Origin of the sequence: Haloarcula amylovorans (assembly GCF_004681185.1) — an archaeon.
Taxonomy (GTDB): domain Archaea; phylum Halobacteriota; class Halobacteria; order Halobacteriales; family Haloarculaceae; genus Haloarcula; species Haloarcula amylovorans.
Map to the genome: position 1 here is coordinate 653 of NZ_SRIF01000009.1, position 19047 is coordinate 19699.

Annotated in this window: 24 protein-coding genes and 3 pseudogenes; 8 read left to right on the plus strand and 19 right to left on the minus strand. The window is 63.6% G+C overall.

Annotated elements, in window-relative coordinates; genetic code table 11:
- Positions 1-257: 257 nt before the first annotated feature.
- Positions 258-512: pseudogene (locus E4S61_RS26845) on the minus strand (hypothetical protein); the annotation flags it as partial.
- Here E4S61_RS26845 and E4S61_RS20780 point away from each other — a divergent pair.
- A complete protein-coding gene (locus E4S61_RS20780; RefSeq protein WP_135305847.1) occupies positions 479-832 on the plus strand; it encodes a DsrE family protein in 354 nt (117 codons plus the stop codon). The pseudogene E4S61_RS26845 and the gene E4S61_RS20780 overlap by 34 nt on opposite strands.
- A 148-nt stretch (positions 833-980) precedes the next feature.
- On the opposite strand, the pseudogene E4S61_RS20785 reads toward E4S61_RS20780, so the two are convergent.
- The 3 genes and pseudogenes from E4S61_RS20785 to E4S61_RS20795 form a co-directional block, all read right to left on the minus strand.
- A pseudogene (locus tag E4S61_RS20785) lies at positions 981-1357 on the minus strand (MFS transporter); the annotation flags it as partial.
- A gap of 19 nt (positions 1358-1376) precedes the next feature.
- Positions 1377-2438 carry a hypothetical protein gene (locus E4S61_RS20790; protein ID WP_135305848.1) on the minus strand — a complete coding sequence of 354 codons (1062 nt, stop codon included), beginning with the start codon at positions 2436-2438 and terminating at the stop codon, positions 1377-1379.
- A gap of 356 nt (positions 2439-2794) precedes the next feature.
- Complete coding sequence (locus E4S61_RS20795; RefSeq protein WP_135305849.1) at positions 2795-3115, minus strand: hypothetical protein; 321 nt, start codon at positions 3113-3115, stop codon at positions 2795-2797.
- Positions 3116-3384: 269 nt separating this feature from the next.
- On the opposite strand from E4S61_RS20795, the gene E4S61_RS20800 reads away from it, so the two are divergent.
- Both E4S61_RS20800 and E4S61_RS20805 read left to right on the plus strand, forming a co-directional pair.
- Positions 3385-4494 (plus strand): DUF3179 domain-containing protein, encoded by a 1110-nt coding sequence (locus E4S61_RS20800; protein WP_135305850.1) that lies wholly within the window; start codon positions 3385-3387, stop codon positions 4492-4494.
- Complete coding sequence (locus E4S61_RS20805) at positions 4481-5080, plus strand: hypothetical protein (protein ID WP_245180886.1); 600 nt, start codon at positions 4481-4483, stop codon at positions 5078-5080. Before E4S61_RS20800 ends, E4S61_RS20805 begins: the two co-directional genes overlap by 14 nt.
- Here the strand turns inward: E4S61_RS20805 and E4S61_RS20810 are convergent.
- The 12 genes and pseudogenes from E4S61_RS20810 to E4S61_RS20865 all read right to left on the minus strand — a co-directional run bounded on the left by E4S61_RS20810 (position 5045) and on the right by E4S61_RS20865 (position 14883).
- Positions 5045-5302: a hypothetical protein gene (locus tag E4S61_RS20810; RefSeq protein WP_245180888.1), complete on the minus strand. Its 258-nt coding sequence runs from the start codon at positions 5300-5302 to the stop codon at positions 5045-5047. The genes E4S61_RS20805 and E4S61_RS20810 overlap by 36 nt on opposite strands.
- A 75-nt stretch (positions 5303-5377) precedes the next feature.
- Positions 5378-5575: a hypothetical protein gene (locus E4S61_RS20815; RefSeq protein WP_135305851.1), complete on the minus strand. Its 198-nt coding sequence runs from the start codon at positions 5573-5575 to the stop codon at positions 5378-5380.
- 281 nt (positions 5576-5856) lie between these two features.
- Entirely contained in the window at positions 5857-6063 is a 207-nt protein-coding gene (locus E4S61_RS20820; RefSeq protein WP_135305852.1) for a hypothetical protein, read from the minus strand.
- 493 nt (positions 6064-6556) lie between these two features.
- A pseudogene (locus tag E4S61_RS26365) lies at positions 6557-6722 on the minus strand (ACR3 family arsenite efflux transporter); the annotation flags it as partial.
- Positions 6723-6794: 72 nt separating this feature from the next.
- Positions 6795-7688, minus strand: coding sequence for an ABC transporter permease (locus E4S61_RS20830; RefSeq protein WP_135305853.1), 894 nt, complete (start codon positions 7686-7688; stop codon positions 6795-6797).
- Positions 7685-8620: an ABC transporter ATP-binding protein gene (locus E4S61_RS20835; protein WP_135305854.1), complete on the minus strand. Its 936-nt coding sequence runs from the start codon at positions 8618-8620 to the stop codon at positions 7685-7687. Before E4S61_RS20835 ends, E4S61_RS20830 begins: the two co-directional genes overlap by 4 nt.
- Positions 8607-9995, minus strand: a complete 1389-nt coding sequence (gene nosD / locus E4S61_RS20840) for a nitrous oxide reductase family maturation protein NosD (RefSeq protein ID WP_135305855.1) — start codon at positions 9993-9995, stop codon at positions 8607-8609. The genes E4S61_RS20835 and nosD overlap by 14 nt, the downstream gene beginning before the upstream one ends.
- Positions 9992-10738, minus strand: a complete 747-nt coding sequence (locus E4S61_RS20845; RefSeq protein ID WP_209309573.1) for a hypothetical protein — start codon at positions 10736-10738, stop codon at positions 9992-9994. Before E4S61_RS20845 ends, nosD begins: the two co-directional genes overlap by 4 nt.
- A 73-nt stretch (positions 10739-10811) precedes the next feature.
- Entirely contained in the window at positions 10812-12800 is a 1989-nt protein-coding gene (nosZ, locus tag E4S61_RS20850) for a TAT-dependent nitrous-oxide reductase (RefSeq protein WP_135305856.1), read from the minus strand.
- Positions 12801-13316, minus strand: coding sequence for a plastocyanin/azurin family copper-binding protein (locus E4S61_RS20855; protein ID WP_394346464.1), 516 nt, complete (start codon positions 13314-13316; stop codon positions 12801-12803). It lies immediately after the preceding gene.
- Between the two features lie 119 nt (positions 13317-13435).
- Positions 13436-14629 (minus strand): TIGR04347 family pseudo-SAM/SPASM protein, encoded by a 1194-nt coding sequence (locus E4S61_RS20860; protein ID WP_135305858.1) that lies wholly within the window; start codon positions 14627-14629, stop codon positions 13436-13438.
- Complete coding sequence (locus E4S61_RS20865; protein WP_135305859.1) at positions 14626-14883, minus strand: Htur_1727 family rSAM-partnered candidate RiPP; 258 nt, start codon at positions 14881-14883, stop codon at positions 14626-14628. Before E4S61_RS20865 ends, E4S61_RS20860 begins: the two co-directional genes overlap by 4 nt.
- A gap of 101 nt (positions 14884-14984) precedes the next feature.
- Between E4S61_RS20865 and E4S61_RS20870 the strand changes: the two genes are divergently transcribed.
- The 4 genes from E4S61_RS20870 (at position 14985) to E4S61_RS20885 (ending at position 17369) form a co-directional block, all read left to right on the plus strand.
- Complete coding sequence (locus tag E4S61_RS20870) at positions 14985-16085, plus strand: TIGR04053 family radical SAM/SPASM domain-containing protein (protein ID WP_135305860.1); 1101 nt, start codon at positions 14985-14987, stop codon at positions 16083-16085.
- A gap of 128 nt (positions 16086-16213) precedes the next feature.
- Positions 16214-16831: a halocyanin domain-containing protein gene (locus E4S61_RS20875; RefSeq protein ID WP_135305861.1), complete on the plus strand. Its 618-nt coding sequence runs from the start codon at positions 16214-16216 to the stop codon at positions 16829-16831.
- Positions 16832-16896: 65 nt separating this feature from the next.
- The gene (locus tag E4S61_RS20880; protein ID WP_135305862.1) at positions 16897-17166 is read left to right on the plus strand and encodes a DUF2249 domain-containing protein; all 270 of its coding nucleotides are present in this window, start codon (positions 16897-16899) and stop codon (positions 17164-17166) included.
- A 14-nt stretch (positions 17167-17180) separates the two neighbouring features.
- Positions 17181-17369, plus strand: coding sequence for a hypothetical protein (locus E4S61_RS20885; protein ID WP_135305863.1), 189 nt, complete (start codon positions 17181-17183; stop codon positions 17367-17369).
- A 60-nt stretch (positions 17370-17429) separates the two neighbouring features.
- On the opposite strand, the gene E4S61_RS20890 is transcribed toward E4S61_RS20885, so the two are convergent.
- The 3 genes from E4S61_RS20890 to E4S61_RS20900 all read right to left on the minus strand — a co-directional run bounded on the left by E4S61_RS20890 (position 17430) and on the right by E4S61_RS20900 (position 18405).
- Positions 17430-17726, minus strand: a complete 297-nt coding sequence (locus E4S61_RS20890) for a cupin domain-containing protein (RefSeq protein ID WP_135305864.1) — start codon at positions 17724-17726, stop codon at positions 17430-17432.
- Between the two features lie 5 nt (positions 17727-17731).
- A complete protein-coding gene (locus E4S61_RS20895; RefSeq protein WP_135305865.1) occupies positions 17732-17965 on the minus strand; it encodes a DUF2249 domain-containing protein in 234 nt (77 codons plus the stop codon).
- 68 nt (positions 17966-18033) lie between these two features.
- Complete coding sequence (locus tag E4S61_RS20900; protein ID WP_135305866.1) at positions 18034-18405, minus strand: cupin domain-containing protein; 372 nt, start codon at positions 18403-18405, stop codon at positions 18034-18036.
- 87 nt (positions 18406-18492) lie between these two features.
- Between E4S61_RS20900 and E4S61_RS20905 the strand changes: the two genes are divergently transcribed.
- Entirely contained in the window at positions 18493-19032 is a 540-nt protein-coding gene (locus E4S61_RS20905; protein ID WP_135305867.1) for a hypothetical protein, read from the plus strand.
- The last annotated feature ends 15 nt before the right edge of the window (positions 19033-19047 follow it).

Here is a 19047-nt window from a genome sequence, read left to right on the forward strand (position 1 = left end):
ATCTACGGCCTATTCAAAGAGCCGTTACTGATAGAATTCCTCCGTTTCAGGGCCAGGTAAGCAAAATACGCTAGTCAGTAGGTGTGCGAGGTGACCAGTGCGAATCCGATCAGACTGCGTCAAGATTCGGAGCGTCGTACTGAACACGGAGCGCATAGTCAGCACGTTCCGACCGTAATCGAGGAGCATGGGCGATTGCTTATCTACAGAGAAAATCTGTATCTCGGACGCCGTCGGGCAGGCTGAAGTGACTGGAATCACTCCTCGCGTTTGCCGTACGTTTCCTCACCCCAACCATAGTCAGACGCTTCGTCGGTCCGTTCGAGGTAGTCTTCCAATACCCCCTGTACCGTTCGGCCAAGGTCGTCCAGCTCACCGTCAATCATCGAAACCGTGCTCGAATCGAGCGACTCAGTCGCATCTCGCTCCCGCCAGTCATCCGAAATCGTTGGGGGGTCGAAGCGAAGGCGGTCTTCGGTTGGATCCCAGTAGAAGTCGAACGCCTGGAACAGATGGGCATGCTAATCTGGGCCGTATCGTCAATGGTCTCGAGACAGCAAAGGAGTTCGCTGAGACCGACGGCGATGAGGTCGAACTCATCTTCGATGGTGCTGGTACCCAGTGGATTCCCGAACTCGAAGACCCAGACAGCGAACAGCACGAACTCTACCAAGCCGTCAGAGATGATGCGTCTGTGTGTGATTACTGCTCGGGAGCATTCGGTGTCGACGATGCAGTGAACGATTCCGGAGTGGTTCGGCTCGACGATCACGACGGGCATCCCAGTATCCGCTCGCTCGTCGACGACGGCTACGAAGTCATCACGTTCTGACGGTCAGAACAGCTGCTCCCGTCTCAGAACCAGTATACGAATATAATCCAGAGTGATTCTTACCGCTCTGGTCTGTATCAATCGTACGCGAAAGCGCTTGAATGGTTGTCGTATAATAGAGTCATCCCCACAGCGCGAAAGTGGAGGGTCACCCACGACCGCCAGCCAGTGCAGTTGCCTCGGGAAGCCGTCTGAGCCACAGCATTGCAACAGTCCCAACGACCGGTCCGATAACCAGTGGTGCAAAGGCCCATTGCCAGCCAACGGCACCGGCGATAATCGGCGTGATTTGGATCGACCCCACGATGAATAGAAAGCCGATGGCAGTCTGTAGCGTCAGGGCTGACCCGACGTAACTGTCCTCGGCGAGTTCAGAGACGGCCGCTGAGAACTGCGCGGAGTCGGCGACGATGACGAACCCCCACATCAACAGGAACGGGATGAGACGACCAGGGGCCCACCAAACACGAAGCCGGCACCAATACAGGCAGTGCCACTAACGATCATACTTCCGCTCGTGACGGAAACGAGGCGTCGCGACGCGTCACGAGCGGTCCTCCGTCAGCACTTGATTGGGAACACGAGACACGAGGTGGTCCGCGTCGAGGTGGTAGGCCCGGACGTACGAATCGTCGACATGTGCGTACAGCACGCCGCGGTCCGGGGAGATCTGCCAGAATGCGCTGGCGAAGGTGATCGTCTCCGCGTCGGGGTCGCTGACGAGCGGTTCCTCGGAGACCCACTCCACGATTCCATCCTCGTAGTTGTAGACCATGAGCCCGACCGAAAAGGACCCGAACACGGTCTGGCCGTCGACACGACGGTTCTCTTCGCGCCCGTTTAGCAGTCCTACCCGTCTGTTGTCGCCGACGTCCACGAACGACCGGGGCAACAGCGGTGCGGGCGAGACGTGACCGGCACACCAGTCGTGGGGATTGTGCGCCGGGTGGTACGCGATCTCCCTGTACTCCCAGGGGCCGCTCAGATCCGGCGCGACGGCTGTCCGCAGAACGGAGTACGACGTATTCTCGACCGTGTCCTGGGACTCGACTAGGTTGTAACGGTGCCCCGCGCTCGACCGGGGGGCGATGGCTACTTCCTTCGCACCGGAGTGGACGCTCCGTTCCGGGGAGAGGACTGGTTCCGTCATGGTTAGCGAGTCCACGCTGTCGCCTTCTGCATGGCCGAGATAGAGGGCGAGGTTCCCGGTGTTGCGGTCGCGAAACGGGATCGTACAGTAGTAGTGTAGCGTCTCGTTTTCCAGGTCACACCACAGGTTCGGGTCCTCAAATCCTAGGAACTCGCACATCTTGTGCTCCCTAAGATCGCTCACGACCTCTTTGGCGCCCTGTATCGCGATCTCCGGTCCCATATCGGCCTCGTACGGCGTCTTCCGCTCGACGAGGGAGACCTGGCTGCGGTCAACGAATCCCGAGACATCGACGCTCCCTTCCCGGCTTACGATACACCTGATGACGCCGTGGTCGTGGGCGGTACGGGGGTCGAAGTGGAGCGCCATGATGTGCGTACACGGGTCGTCGGCCACGATCACCGGCTCGACGACCCGCTCTACCGCGTCGTTCAGCCGGTCGGTGTTTTGACTCACGGTTGTGCTCGACGAGATATCCGAGTAGCCTCGTGGTACGATACCTCACCTTCCGCATCCAGTCGGACGTAGTCCTGACGAAGGCCGATCTCGCGGCGACAAGGAGAGGACTCCTCGCGTGCGTGTGGTGGAGTTACGCCGATCCGCTGGACCCGAGCGGCCATACTCCATCGCTTGTCTGGTCGGCCCATCGCTAACATACGGTTACTACACGGGGGAGACAGAAAGGTGCTTCCCGCTCTTTCGGCTCCGGATCGATACCGGAGTGGACATCCCATGTCCGGTGGACTGTAGTTGGTATCTTACCCTGTGACCTAGACCTTGCACTGCGTACTAGCGATCTGGGCCTTCAGGAACTAGATATAGAGGGGGATGGAATTATAGGCTCTTTCGAAGCTCTGACAAGCGTGACAAGACGGGTCTTCGAAGGCGATAATCGTCGCCTCGCCCTCCCCGATGTCGGGCCCGAGCGTCGGTTCGTCGGCCACTCCCTTTGCAGCGATATGAGCGAGTGGTGTCTCTGGGGATTGATCAGCAGTGTCCTGGTTCTCAGTGGTGGAGCTCTGCCTATCGTTCGTAGCCCCGTTCTGGTTGCTACCGAGGCAACCGGCGAGGAGGGGTGTCGTAGACAAAGCGGCGAGAAAGCGTCGTCGGGTACCGGCTTTTTCATCCATCATTGGCTCGATGGGTCTCTATAGCCAGATATTCGTAACACGGCGAGGGGTAGTTCAGAAGTGGTATTTATTCTACTGTAGTCTCGCGTAGGGCACGCACAATTAGTCAAGGTTTATACAAAATTGATTTATGCTTCGGTTAGAGCCAACAACGATGGAAAGGAGGCGTATTGAGAACAATATCTCATAATTCGAAGGGAACTAATTAGCATGTGTGAGAGAGGCACACAACCGGTCAACCGTTAATTCTCTATCATCCGTTCTATCCGTTAATGGAATTCACCCGACGCCAGTTCGTCGCAGTAGCCGGGCTCAGTGCACTCGCTGGCTGTACCAGCGACGCAGACCGTAATTCGGAGAGAGAACCGGCCACGACAGAGGGGTTGAGTGATGCCGGATCAACGTCAGTCGCTGACGGAGCCGTCCCAACTGCCGAAGAGACGCTGAAATTACCGATGGAACCCAGTGAACTCGAATCGCTCGCGGTTTCGGGCGGCCCGCCCAAAGACGGGATTCCATCCATCGACGACCCCTCGTTCGTCGGACCTGATGATGCCGATTTTCTCGATCCCGGCGATCCTGTATTCGGTGTTGCACTGAACGGTGATGTCAAGGCATACCCACAGAAAATCCTCGTCCAACACGAGATAGTCAACGACCACCTCGGTGACCGCTCCGTCGCAGTAACGTACTGTCCACTCACCGGGACCGTTCAAGGGTTCGAGCGCGGGCAGACGACCTTCGGTGTTTCTGGCCGTCTGATCAATAACAATCTCGTCATGTACGATCGGGCAACAGAGGCCTGGTGGCCACAGATTCTCGCCACGTCGATACCCGGCCCGTGGAACTCGAATCCCGAAATCCGCTCGTTACGGGAGTTCAGACTCGTATGGACGACCTGGAAGCAGTGGCGCGAGCGCTATCCCGAGACGCAAGTCCTCTCAACTGAGACGGGCTTCGCAAAAAACTACGGTAGAGACCCGTACGGCTCGTACAACCCACGCAGTGGATACTATACCAATGAGAACACGCTCTTCGAAACGCTCGAGGAAGACGACCGGTTCAGCCGGAAACGCGTCTTCATGGGTGCCCGGACTGCTGACGGGGCCGTCGCCTTCGACAAATCCACGCTCCTCGAAAAGCATATCCTGACGGGCGAACTGAGCGAGACACCGATTGTCGCAGTCGCCGACCAACGCCTGAATACCGGGTACGTCTATCTGAACCCTGACGAACGGACAGTCACAAGCGACGGTAACAAGGTGTTGGTTGGAGATTCCTCGTACGAACCGGATACCTTGCCGCTCACGAGAATCTATACGTTCGATGCGATGTGGTTCGCCTGGCACGGGTACTACCCAGATACCAATGTCTACGCCTAACAACTCCCCTCTCGGGCGGCTCGGGGCTGCCGTCTCCCGAACGATTGCAGCCACAGCAGCAGTATTCCGGCATCCTGATGCGACGCTCGTCGTCGTCGGGACGGCAGTCGGTTATCTCTTGATCTACCTCTACGCACTTGGGCATCTGGCACCGGGTATCGGCGGATTCGACATTATTGTCGTCTCTGGGGCCCTCGAGAAATTTTTCCAACCGGAACTCGGCCCGTTTTCGTTCACTCCCGTCGCTCGCGTGTCAGTCGGCCCGGTGACCTACTTGTTTTCGCTCAACACGGTCTTAGGTCTCGGTATCGCCAGCCTGGTCGGTCTAAACCTCGGTCTTACGTATCTCGTGTGGCGTCAGCCCGCAGCCTGCGGAATCGGGTCCTCGTCGTCCGGATTCCTCGCGAGCATTCCGGCGGTTCTGTCGGGAACCGCCTGCTGTGGACCCGTCGTCCTCATCGTCCTCGGAATCCAAGCATCGGGCATCATCGTGACTGCGTTCCAGTTCCTGTTGCCAATCGCTGTCGTGCTGTTGCTCGGGAGCCTCGTTCTAGTCGGTCGACAGATCAACCCGGCGAGGCTCTGAATGGGGATTTTGCCGAGAAATCTGGAGCTTTGACTGGACCTCCAGCCACTGCTGGAACTGTTCGCTAGCCTGAGCCTCATCGGTCAGCTCGGCGAGGTCCTCGACCCACGCATCGAGCTGGTCGCGCATGTCGTCGGCTCGGGTGTCCGAATCGTCGAAGGTGCAAGTATTGTGCTGGCTAGACGCCGCTGCGTTGGGAAGGTCAGTTTGGATTGTCGCCATTGGTCTGTATCGAGACGCACTCTCGGGTGCGCCCCCGCACCACCCCCCGGAGGGCAGAAAATCGCCGGCCGGGAACTACTCGTCGTTCCGTGCCTTCGCAGCCGTCCAGCCCGCGTGGAAGTACGCGAGCGCTTGGTTCGACTCGAACACTTCTCCCGACGGCGAGTGGGCGAGCAGCTGCTCCTCTGGGATAACGTCGATCACTCCCGCAGCACGGAGGTCCTCGACGAGATATCTCGTAGCTAGTCGAGCCTGCGTATCGGTCGTGGGCATCGAACTGGACGTATGCAAGCGGCACTGCGTGGACGAATGCCTCAACGCTTTCGTGTTCGTCCTGATTGAACCACGTTTCCGCGACGTGGCGGACGTCCGATTCCAGCACGGGAAGGGATGAGCGGTCGGACAGTGGGCTAGATTCGTACGTTGGCCATTCAACGTAGGATTGCTGGGCGATCTGGCGGAAGGCGGTGCGGCGAGACTCACATATCGAGGGCACGGAGGAATGCTGATTACGGGACGTTCAAGTATTAGTCTGACTGCTCAGTACAGGCCATTCATGTTCTAACGCTATCGAGTGCCTTATTCAAAATTGGAGTGATAACTATAAACCCAATAAAGATTGCAATAACGTAGAAGAGGAACTCGACACCAATCGTGACTGGGTCAGCAATATCGCCAGTGTAGGTGTTGTAGATTGTGAATATGGTTGCAGCAACTACCGCGTTTGGAAGGTAATCGGAGACCAACTTTCGCAACTCCATAACCGAGATTGTCGGCGAGTCTGTAAATTCGTATTGGTTAGGACGTAGTTGCCAGAGAATAGATACGAGTAGTATGCAGACACAGTGAGCAGTTGATCTACCCAGAACTCTTTGGGAATATCTTGACCTGCCCATCCATATGCATTGAGATGGCCAGTCTCAACTACTGTTGGAGTTTGTGAGTTGAGACTACACAGGCTATGGGTGCAGTTTGTTATCGTCTTCGAAGAGGTGTGGGACGATGGTTAGTTCGTCGTCGGTGTCGGCGCATTTCGCGCAGATGATGACGTACGGGTCGTTTTCGTTCGATTTCTCTGCCTCCGACGATGGCGACCTTGAACTGCACGTCTCCTCCACAGACGCGGACTACACCCAACACTACAGCCGAGCTCCGTCGACTTCCGGCAGCGATGCTACTTAGATATCACGCGAACCCATACTGAGGGCTGTACTACCCGGTCCCTGTTTCCTTCTTCAATAACGTCAGCGTCTTGTCGGCTGTCACGATGGGCGAATACATCATTGCGATGAGTCCAATTTCAACGTGATGGACATCCTGACTGAGTTGGGGTACCGACGGGAGCAACAAACCCGAGACCTACACCAATAGCCATCGCACCGAGAATACACACAGTGCGATACTTAGCAAGGAAGTCCATCACCCAAGACAGTCTCCGCAGTAGTAGAATGCAGTAAGACGGCCAGTCTCACGACTGGGATCAAGTCGGGAGTTACCGCCGCTCCAGTAGCCACGCGGCGAGCGCGACTGGGCCTGCGACCCATGTGAGGGCTGTTACGAGCGTGAGCGCTGTCGACAGCCCCGCCTCGCGAACGACCACGGCGAACCCGCCCGCGAGGTCGGCGAACTGGGCCAGCGCCAGCACGCGGAAGCAGTCCACCGGGTTCGTCAGGACGGCGACGACGACACCCGTCTTCGACAGGTCTAGCGCCGCAATGGTGCCCAGCGCGAGCAGGTCGTGGAGCAGGACGAACCAGAGCCAGACAGCCAGCGCGAACCCCAATGCGTGTGTTCGCTCGCGGGCGACTGTCGAGACCAGCAGGCCGATTGCGAGGAACCCACAGGCCGCGAGCAGCGCCGCGAGCACGACGACGGCGTACGGACCAATGGCGGCCGGACCGGTCAAAACGACCACCAGCGCGAGTCCGGGCGCGAAGCCGACGAGCAGCGACCCGGCGAGTGCACCGGCTCGACCGGCATACTTTCCGACGACGACGGTCCAGGCGGGAGCGGGGAGCGACCTGACGAGCGCTAGCGATCCGTTCGCTTCGGCCCCGACGATGGCGTCGTAGCCGACCGACAGCGCGACCAGCGGGACGAGATAGACGCCGAGTTCGACGAGGCTCACCAATACAGCATCGAACTGGCCCGGGCCCGCGGTGGAAGCCCCGAAAGCCACGACGCCGACCGAGAAGGCGGCGAAGACGAGCGTCGCGCCCAGGCACCACCGTCGCCGCATCGCCAGTCGATACTCGCGGGCTGCCAGCACCCACGTCTTATCGAGCGTGTCCCAGATTCCGTTCGCCATACCGCCGCTCAGCGCCGGCGACTCGCGGACGTAGCCACCGTCCGTCTCGGCGTCGTCCGGCCGCGTCGGTTCGGTCACGCGTTCGCCCTCCGTTCAGCCACGGCAGCCCGAAACGCCGATTCCAGTCCCGGATCTCGGACGGTGAACCGCTCGACATCGACGCTCTCGTGTAGCTCATCAAGGACGGCAAAGGCCCGCGTCGAAATACACTCGACGATCAACTCGGTGTCATCCTCGGTCACGTATTCGACGTCGTCGCGGGACCGGAGACGCTCGGCCGCCGAGTCCGCGTCTCCGTCGCTTCCCAGCGTCGCGTGGACGGTGACGTTCTCGTCCGTCTGCCGCCTGAGCGCGTCGACACCTCCGTCGACGACGACCCGACCGTCGTGGACGACGGCCGCTCGGTCACACAGCGTTTCGACCTCGTCGAGGACGTGCGAGGAGAAGACGACGGTGACGTCGGCGGTCGACGCGATTGCACCGAGCACGTCGTGGAACGCCTCGACGCCGTAGGGGTCGAGCCCCGCGGTAGGCTCGTCGAGTAGGAGGATGGCCGGGTCGGCGACGAGAACGGTCCCCAGTCCGAGACGGCGCGCCATCCCGTTCGAGTAACCCGCGACCCGCCGGTCGGCGGCATCGGTCAGTCCGACGGTCTCTAGGACACGCGCGATGCGGTGGTCGCGGTGCTCGGCATCGACACCTCGCATCCGGGCGTGGAACCGCAGCACTTCCCGGCCGGTCAGTTCGTCGGGGAACCCGGCGTGTTCGGGGAGGTATCCCACCCGTTGCCGAGTGGTTACCCCGTCCGTTGGATCGCGGTCGAGTACCTTGACGGAGCCGCTGTCGGCCTTTCGCAGACCGACCAGCAGTTCGAACAGCGTCGTCTTCCCGGCCCCGTTGGTCCCGAGCAATCCGACGGTCTCTCCCCGCTCTACCTGGAGGGTAAGCCCGTCGAGGGCCGTCACCGTGCCGTACTCCTTTCGTGCGTTCTCGACCTCAATTGCGTACATAGTATCGTCTCCAGTCGTCGTGAAGTGGCTCGGTCAGCGGTCGCTCGTCGACGACGCCGGGCGCGTCGAGGAGCGGAACGGTGCGCTCGGCGCGACGGACAGCGTCGAACGCCGGACTGGACGTAAAGACCCGCGCGCTCGGATGATCGGCGAGGAGGCGCTGGACGGCACCGGCGGGTTTATAGCGGCCGTCGCCGACGCCGTCGTCGTCGACGTCGGTCACTGTCGCGTCGCCCCAGTAGTTGCCGACGCTCTCGTTCCACGTCACCCGCTCGCCGACGACGGCCCACACGGCCTCGCCGTTGCGGAGAAATGTGTTGTTCGAGACGCGCTCTTCGACGCTCCCCGCGGTCAGGTGGACGCCCACGTCGTTTTCCAGCACCAGGTTCCGCCGCACGTCGTTGTGCAGCGAGTTATAGAGGAACAGCCCGTTCTCGTTGCCCACGAGGTCGTTCCCCCGAACCGTCGTCTCGTCGATGCTCTTGAGCAGGATGCCGTGACCGCTGGATCCGGTGTTGTTGATGGCGACGTTGTCGACGACGGTCAGACGCTTCGACACCATCAGCGCGTAGCCCACGTCGTTGTTCGCGGCGGTGTTGTTCACCAGTCGGTTGTCGTCCGAGTACATGTAGTGGACGCCGTAGCGCACGTCCCAGACGACGTTCTCCCGCGCGACGACCTCGCTGGCCCACGAGTAGTAGAGACCGTCGCGGACGTCGGTTATCCGGTTGCCCGCTATGAGCGAGTCCTCGGTCTTCCAGATCTGAACCCCGTTGCCGCGGTCGGTCAGCGGCGTGATTCGCTCGCGGCCGCGAATGGTGTTGTTCGTCACGCGAGCGCCGTCGACGCCGTCGAGCCAGACGCCGAACGTCGCCTCGGTGATTCGGCTGTCGCGCAGCGTGAGGTCGTCGCCCTCGACGAGAACGGCGGCGTCGTTGCTCTCGGTGCGATACCCGGAGTTTCGGATCCAGAGGTTCTGCACGGTGACATCGTCGGCCGCGACGGTGAGGACGTCTCCCGACCCGTTGCCGTCGAGGACCGCGGCGTCGGGACCGTCGGCGACGAGCGTCACGTTCGGCGTGTCGACGACGACGCGCTCCTCGAACCGACCGTCGAGGTGGACGGTGTCGCCCGGCCGCGCCGTGTTCAGCGCGGCGGCGACGCTATCGTATCGCTCCCCGCCGACGCGGGCCATGCCCTCATCTTGAGGCAGTTCGGGGTTCTCCTCGATATTGGGTAGTTCGATGCCAATGCGGGTCTCGTCGCCGTCCGTCGGCGCGCTGCCGGTCGCCGTCCCCGCCGCGACGAGCGTGACTAGCAGGAGGCCGGCCGACAGCAGCGCGAACGCACGGTCACGTTCGAGCGCCGGACTCATCGCTCACTCCGTGCCGGCGGCGTCTCAGTCGGATCGTCCCTACCGAGCACACGCTCTCGGACGGCGCGGAGGCGAGCGGCGACCCGACTGGGCAGGTCGCCGACCGTCACCGTCGTATCGCGGTAGTAGTAGGCGATTACGAGCAGCGCGATGGCCGCGCCAGCCATGAATCCGCCCGCGCCGAAGTGGGAGGTGCTCGTGATGTTCGCCACCTCGTACTTTCCCCACAGCGGCGGCGTGAAGCCGTCGACGCCCATGACCGGGGCGTCGGGGTCGAGCGTGTGGCCCGACTGGTAGAGACGGTACTGAATGTCGGCGAGCATGACGCCGAACACCGCGACGGAACCGACGAGTTGCCACGTCAACCCCCGCTTGAGCTTCGCCGCGGTCGGCGCGACGGCGACGAAGACGGCGAGCAGCGACACGCCGACGAACGCGAACGGTCCGACGGACCACTCGGGAACGTCGATAGCTCGCGGGTGCGGGGCGTAGTTCGGTTGCCAGTACACCGGGTCCGGGTAGTAGAACCCGATGTAGTGGTTGAGCCGCGCGACCTCGGTGTAGTCGCCGGCGATATGCGGGTACGCGTACAGTTCGAGGTGCAGTACCGTCTGGGGGTACTGGACCGCCTCGATGTGGATGTGCCACATCGGGAACAGCAGCGCCCCCGCGAACAGCAGCGCGGCGAGCGCTGGCAGGCCGCGGCGGACCTCGCGGAACTCGGAGCGTGATGGCAGGTTCATGGGCAGTTCGGTGCAGGCGAAACGGAATCGGTCGGCGACACGGTGCGTCGGGTCTTCGGAGTCCTCGGGGTGCTCACTCGCTCGGCTCGACGATCATGCGACTGCGCATCTCCAGGTGCAGCGCCGAGCAGAAGTACGTACAGTAGATCCAGTAGACGCCGGGGTCGTCTGCGGTGAAGGTGACCTCGCGGGTGTCCTGGGGCGCGACGGCGAGATTGACGTCGTGTTCCGGGATGGCGACGCCGTGGATGATGTCCTGCACGCCCTCGATGTTGGTCATCGTCAGGCGCACCTCGTCGCCCTCTTTGACCGTGAACTCCGGCAGACCGTACTCGGAGCGCTTGGTCGAGGCCTTGACGTGGACCGAGGACTCGCCGGTGCGTTCGACGCCGGAGTCTTTCTCCTCGACGTAGGGCTTCTCGTCGGCGTAATCGGCCTTGTCGTAGACCTTCTTGGGTGAAATCTTGTCTTTGTGCGCGAAGACGCAGTCGTGCGGTTCTGGGTAGGCCGGGTGGTCGGCGACCAGTTCCATCTCTTTCTCGCCCTGGCCGATGTGGACGAGCTGGTCGTTGTCGGGCATGATGGGGCCGACCGGGAGGAACCGGTCCTTCGAGAGCTTGTTCAGGACGACGAGCCACTCGCCGTCCGGGTCGGTGGTCATCGCCTCCAGTGCCTGGATGTGGCCGGGGTTGTAGTGGACGTCTAGCTTCTCGATGACCGGGTCCTCGGAGCCGTTCTCGGCGTCGACGGCCGCCTCGATGTCCCACTTGGCGACCTGCGAGTCGATGAAGAGAGACGTGTAGGCGTGCCCGTTGCCGTCGAAGGTAGTGTGCAACGGGCCGAGGCCGACCTTCGGTCGCCCGACGACCGCGTCCGCCGGGTCGGAGACCGAGCCGAGCTTTTCGAGGTCGAGCATCGTCACCGTCGGCGACAGTTTGCCCGCGATGAAGGCGTACTTGCCGTCGGGACCAACTTCGACGCAGTGGGGACTCTTCGGCGTCGGCACGTACTGGACGATTGGACGGTCTCCTTTGTTCAGGCGACTAGACATCGTCCCGTCGACGATGGGGACGCCGTTGACCTCCCGGTCGTACTGCCCGTTTTCGACTGCCTTCTCGATGGCGGGGATGTCGAACGCCTTGAGGTAGTCTCGGTCGTCGCGGGTCATCCCCTGGATATCGGTGGCCTCCTCGCTGTTGTAACAGGACGCGATCGCCCAGCGCCCCTCCTTGCCCGTGTCGACGATGTCGAGGTTGCCGTCGACGGACACCTGCCACTTCGTCTCCATCGTCTCCGGGTCGACGGCGACGAACAGCGACTCGTAGGCGTCGGGGTCGTTCACGGCGGTCCCGTCGTTGGGGACTGGCGCGCGGAACTCACCGTTGCCGAGGACGTACTTCGTGTCCGGCGAGAGGACAGTACAGCCGTGAATGGCCTGCATGTTCGGAACGTCCAGAATCGCGTCCGTCTCGAAGTACTTCAGGTTCACCCGGGCGATTCGGCCGTTGGCTTTGTCGTTGACGAACAGGTACTCGCCGTCGTAGTCGCCGTCGGTCTCCGAGAGGTTCGGGTGGTGGTTGTCACCCCACGTGTAGCCGCCGCCCTCCTCTAACAGCGCGCTCGTCTCGTCGTCGTAGCCGTAGCCGGACGCGCAGTCGGTGTTGAACACCGGGATACGGGTCAGTTCACGCATCGACGGAATGCCGACGACGCGCAGTTCCCCGGAGTGGCCGCCCGACCAGAAGCCGTAGTACTCGTCGTGCTCGCCCGGTGCGACCCGGTGGTCGACGCCGGACCCGGACGAGTCGGACTGTCCGCTACCGCTCCCGCCGCCGGGCGAGAGGCTCGAACACCCGGCGACTGCCCCCATCGCCCCGGCCGCGATGCCGGTCTTCATGAAGTCGCGCCGGTCGAGTTCCAGGCCGGCCAGTTCGAGCGTCGGCCCGTCGTCGTCGGGGACCGGTTCCTCAACCTCGGCCAGTACGTTTTCCAGTCGCTGTTCGTACTCGTCGACTACCGCTTCGGGACTGCGGCGCTCGCTCTCGTCGGTACCGGGGCTCATCTACACCACCTCCACCGTGCCGACCATCCCGTTCATCTCGTGGGGGATGCAGTAGTACTCGTAGGTGCCCTTCGTCTCGAACGTGTGCGAGTAGCTCTCGCCTTTCGGGACGTTGCCCTTCTGCCCGTTGCTGTAGCCGTCTTTGGCCGCCTGTTGGCTGTCGAAGTCGCCCGAGGCGAAGTACGCCGCACCGTCCGGAATCTTGCCCTCGTAGGCGGTCACGGTGTGGCCGATACTGCCGGTGTTCTTCCAGGTGACCTCCGTTCCCGCCGACACCTCGATGGTCTTCGGTTCGAACGCGAGTTCGTCGGTCATCTCCACCGTGCTCGTCTGTGCCGCGCCGCCGCCGCTCTGTTCGGTCGTCGGTTCGCTGCCACCGTCACCGCCGGACTCGCCGCCCTCGTCCGTGGACGACCCACCGCTGTTCGAACAGCCAGCGAGCGCGATGCCACCAGTCGTTACCACCGTCGCTCGGAGGAACTGCCGCCGTGATTGCGTGTTGCGGTTCATCGACATCTGGTGCTCGCTCCTCTGTAGCCATATACCGTCGAGCGGATTTCGACCACGTGGGAACGCGGGCGAACAGGTTCGCCCGCTTTTATACATACCCCCGAACGCCAGGAGCGAAAACCCAGTCACTCCTCCGAGCGGACGCCGACCTCCGCGTCGGTGAGGTAACACTGTGGGTCGGGCGCGAACAGGTCGTCGTGGACGGTGAGCGCCCGGAGGCGTGACCCACCCCGACAGATATCGCGGTACCGACAGTCGGCGCATCTGCCCGTCAACTGCTCGTCCCTGTTCCGGAGCGCACCCAAGAGCGGGTTCGACTCGTCGTCCCATATCGCGCCGAACGGCCGGTCGCGGACGTTGCCCAGCGAGTAACCCTGCCAGAACTGCGTCGGGTGGACGTTGCCCTGATAGTCGACGTTGGCCACGCGCTCGCCCGCCGGGTCGCCGCCGTTGACCCGGAGGTACTCGTGGATTCGCTCGGCCCGGGCCTCGCCGAGTCGGTCGCGGGCGTACTCGACCAGATAGCCCGCGTCGGCGTAGTTGCCGACCAGCAGCGTCTCGATTGCCTCGCCCCGAGCGTTGTACTCGCGGGTCAGGTCACAGACACGCCGGACGGCCTCCCGGCGCTCCGTCGGCGTCAGGTCGGCGTCCAGAATCTCGGTCCCGCGGCCGCCGTAGTCGAGGTGGTAGAAGCAGAAGCGGTCGAGACCGACGTCGGTCAGCAGGTCGACGACGCCCTCCAAATCGGCGGCGTTGTGGTCGGTGATGGTGTACCGGAGCCCGGTCTTGAGACCCGCGTCGAGGCAGTGTTCGATGCCGCAGACGGCCGCGTCGAACGCCCCCTCCTTGCCGCGAAAGTCGTCGTTGCGTTCGGGGAGGCCGTCGACGGAAACGCCGGCGTATTGCAGTCCAGCGTCCCGGAGCGCCGCGGCGCGTTCCGGGGTTATCAGCGTCCCGTTCGTCGAGAGAACGGGCCGCAGTCCCCGCTCGGCCGCGTGGGCGACCAGTTCCGCCAAGTCGTCGCGGACCAGCGGCTCGCCGCCCGAGAACAGGACTACCGGTGCGCCGTAGTCGGCCAGATCGTCCAAGAGTGCTTTCCCTTCCGCCGTCGACAGCTCTCCCGGTGCCGTCTCCGTGTCCGCCGAGGCGTAGCAGTGGGTGCAGTAGAGGTTACACTGCTTCGTGACGTTCCAGACGACGACCGGCCGGCGCTGCTTTCGCTCGGTTATCTGTGGCTTTCCGGACTCGCCAGCGGCGTCGTACCGGAGTCCGTCGCCTTCGGCGTCCGTGTCACAGAGCAGTTTGCTGACCGAGATCATCTATTCGAGAGCGCCGCGGTTTCGGTCGTTTGCCGCGTCACCTCGTCGGCCGGACAGAGCCACAGCGCCGCGGCGTCCCGTCCGACGTGGCGCTCGGCCCGTTTGAGCGCCGCCTCCCGCGTGGGCGCGGTGACACTCCCAACGTGTCTCGGCGATTCGGTGACATCCTCGCTGACGAACAGCTCCCACTCGCGAGCGGTACTCGCTCGCGGTGCCGTCACCTCGTGGTCCAGTTCCGGTGAGTCGTTCGGCATACCCGTCGGTTGCGCCTCCAGCTACAAACAGCCCACAGGCAGTTCCCAGCGACTGGGAACGCTCTCCTCCCGTTTTTCGGGACGAGGCGGTATCCCCCCGTATGCGAACACCCGTAGACACGGCCGAGCGCCCGCTGGTACTGATCTGGGAGGTCACGCAGGCCTGCGAACTCTCCTGTGAGCACTGCCGCGCCGACGCCCGGCCAGCCCGACAGCCCGACGAGCTCTCGACCGCCGAGGGAAAGGCGTTACTCGACGACGTTCGGAGATTCGGCGACGGCCAACTCGTCGTCCTCTCTGGCGGCGACCCGATGAAACGCCCCGACCTCGTCGAACTGGTCGACTACGGCACCGACCGGGGGCTCTCGATGACGCTGACCCCGAGCGGGACGAGCGAACTGACCGCCGACGCCGTCGAGAACCTCGCCGACGCGGGCCTCCGACGGATGGCGGTGAGTCTGGACGGCGCGGCGCCGGCGAGCCACGACGCTTTCCGCGGGGAGTCGGGGAGCTTCGAGGAGACGGTTCGGGCCGCCCGCGACGCCACCGCCGCCGGGTTGCCGCTCCAGATAAACACGACCGTCTGCGCTCAGACCGTCGACGAACTGCCAGCTATCGCCGACCGGGTCGCGGACCTCGGTGCGGTGCTCTGGAGCGTCTTCTTCCTCGTCCCAGTGGGCCGTGGACGGGTCCTCGATCCCATCTCGCCTGCGCGAGCCGAGGAGGTGATGGAGTGGCTACACGACCGCCGTTCGGAGGCCCCCTTCGGCATCAAGACGACCGAAGCGCCCCACTTCCGCCGGGTCGGTATCCAGCGGCGGCAGTCGGCCGACGGGGACGAACGGGCAGGCAACGCGAGGAAGCGCCGCGCTGGCATCGTCGCCGGCGACGGGTTCGCCTTCGTGAGCCATACGGGAGAGATCTTCCCGTCGGGGTTCCTGCCGGAAGCCGCCGGGAACGTCCGCGAGGACGACGTGGTGGAGGTGTACCGGCATTCGGAGCTGTTCACCGCGCTCCGCGACCGAAATCAGCTGACGGGGAAGTGCGGTGCCTGCGAGTACCGACAGGTCTGTGGCGGGAGTCGCTCTCGGGCGTACGCGACGACTGGCGACCCGCTGGCGAGCGACCCGCTCTGTGGGTACGTCCCCGAGGACTACGACGGCCCGCTTCCCGGAGAGGAACGAGCGGACGGCACGGCGTAGCTACGTGTTCCCCAGTGGGACACGCTGGCCGCACTATCCCGACGGGCGGTCCGCATAGTATCCTCACCCTTCCCAGCGCGTGAGAATTCGCGAGTGTAGTTTATATACCGTCACCGTACACTCTGTTGATGACAGCCGAAACCTACTCACGACGGACCGTCCTTCGAGCAGGTGCAGGCGTCGCCGTGGGCGGCGCTGCACTCGGAAACGTGCGCCCAGCACGCGGACAGACTGCCCTCGACGGGTGGTTGGACGGCGTCGAGAACTACGACGGCGTCGTCGACAAGACCGGGAGCGACTCGGTCACTATCGAAGTCGGCGTGAAAGCCAACGGCGGCAACTTCGGCTTCGGCCCGGCGGCCGTCCGCGTCGACCCCGGCACGACGGTCACGTGGAAGTGGGTCAACGGCAGCCACAACGTCGTCGACGACGCCGGCAACTTCGAGAGCGAGATGTCGGGCGAGACCGGCTTCACGTTCGAGCAGACGTTCGAGGAGACTGGCGTGGTGAAGTACTTCTGCCTCCCGCACAAGTCGATGGGCATGCGCGGCGTCGTCGTCGTCGGCGACGCCGAAGTCGGTGCCGCCGGCGGGGGCGACGGGCAGTCGAGCGGCGGGTCGGGGAACGCGAACGGCGACCTCAGCCCGGCAGACGTGGGTACGGCGGCGCTCGCGCTGTCGCTGGTCGCTGGCCTATTGTCGCCACTGGCCTTCGCTCCCGTCGTCAAACGAGACGACAGTCGGTAGCGGCGGCCGCCGGCCCGAACGTGTTCGGGGGAATCCTCCCTATCGAGCGGCGAGAATCCTCGTGCATGCAGTCCCCCGACCGTTCGATTGTACGAGAGACTGACGCACCGACCGACGCGCCCGTCGAGACGCTGGATGTCGCCGCCGCCGGTCCGCCCGCACCGCTCCGGCAGACGCTCGAACTGCTGCCGACCCTCGACGACGACGCGGTGCTCGTCCAGTACAACGACCGGGCCCCACAGCACCTCTACCCAAAGCTCGACGACCGAGGGTACGCCTACGAGACGGTCGAACGAGGCGATTCGGTCGTCACCGTAATCTGGCGGGAACCGTGACGCGCCAGTCGCCAGTGGCGGACGGTGAGCCGTCCCGGCGACGCGACCAGGCGGAAACCGTCCGCGACGAGGCCGTCGAACGCGCGTGCTCGCAGCTGCAGGCGCACGGTTCGGTCTCCGCGGAACAGCGGGCCGTCGTCGAAGAGCTGGCTGATCGCCTTCTCGAACGGCTGCTCCCGCTCTCGCTCGCTCTCCGGCAGTAGCGAGCGCTCGCGAAAAGTCGCCGAACTCGACGGCAGCGAGACCGGGTCGCCGACCAGCGCCTACGCCTTCGCAAGTACGACGAGCGCTCGCGCGTCCGTGACCGCTTCGGGCGATATCTGGCAGTCGCCGTCGAAGCGGAGAACGTCCCCCGCCGAGAGGTCGTGCGTCTCCTCGTCGAGGGTGAGCGCGATTTCGCCGTCGAGGACGTGAAAGAGAATCTGGCGCTCCGGGTGGTCGTGGGGCGGCACACGCTGGTCCGCCGAGAGAGACAGGTGAACAGTGCGGGGCTCGCCCTCGAACAGCGCCGCCCGTCCCTCTTCGTCCGCCGCATCGACGTTCGCTCGTTCGACGTCCATCCGACTCACTCTTTTGGGAGCGTCGCGACGAACTTTCCGGCGTCACGCCGCTCGCAGGTGTAGTTCTCGGCGTCGAACGCCTCGACTTCGGCCTGGAACTCGTAGAACAGCGGTTTCGGTTCGTGGTCGTTGACGATTTCCAGAGCGGTGCCGCTGTCGAGTGCCTCGAACGCCGCGTGAATCATCGGGTGGCGTTCGGGCGGCGGAACGTCGCGCAGATCGAGCGTGGTTTCCGGCATGCGACCGGAGATACCGCCCCAGCACCGGAGACGATTGCTGCGGACATGTTCGGGTCTGTCGTGATTCCTCACGTCTCCGGTTCGAACTCGCCCCGAGCGAGGCCACGTCTGACCGGGTCGTGCGCGGCGTCGTCCGGTGGCGGCGCGGTCACGAGCGTCGCCGCCAGCTCGGATTCGGCGCGGACCCCGCGGGCCTCGCCCGCCGGGACGACCACGACCGATCCCGGCTCGACGGAATGCTCGGTCTCGCCCTCGCGCACGATTCCCTCGCCTTCGTGGACCGTGATGGCCACGTCACTGTCGGGCGCGTGGACGGGGATGAACTGGCCGGGATGGAAGTAGCCCATGACCACTTTCTGCGCCGCCGACTCTGCGAGGACGTGTGCGCGGAATCGGTCGTCGTCGAACTCGCGTTCGCTGTCGAAATCTGTCGCGACCATACCGAGCAATCGTCGCCCGTCCGCCTCCCGATTGCCCCGAACACGTTCGGGGGCAGAGATAGACGCGGCGCTGCCGAACCGTCATCCATGAATCTCCCGCGACCGTTCGCGACGGGCGGTGACGAGACGTTCGACGATTACGACGAGTTCGTCGCCGACCACCTCCCAGACTCCGGGCCGTTTCTCGCAGGCAACGACGTACTGAGCGGCCGGGAACACGCCGCATTTCATCGCCTCGTGCGCGAGTGTTTCGAGGAGTGCGGCGTCTACGACGTCACCTTCGGCTACAACCTGGCCCGGCTCAATCTCGATCGCCGTCACCCCGACGCTGGCTTCCGCTACGCGCGGGAGGCCGACGACCCGTCGGTCCTCCGCGCGGAGTTCACGCCAACGACGGAGTTCTGCCCGCAGAGCGACACGCTCACGCTCGGCGCGTTCCGGGCGTGGAACGGGACTCTCGAACGCCACGAGTACGACCTCGTGCGCGTCCGAACGGCACCGATGCACCAGCAGGCGGTCGCCATCAACGAGCGATTACGCCACCAGGAAGAACAGTTCCAGGCGACGGGCGACCTGTCGACCAGCGACGGGAGCATCGGCGGGCTGTCCGGCGACACCCCCTTCTGACCGCTCACTCACAGC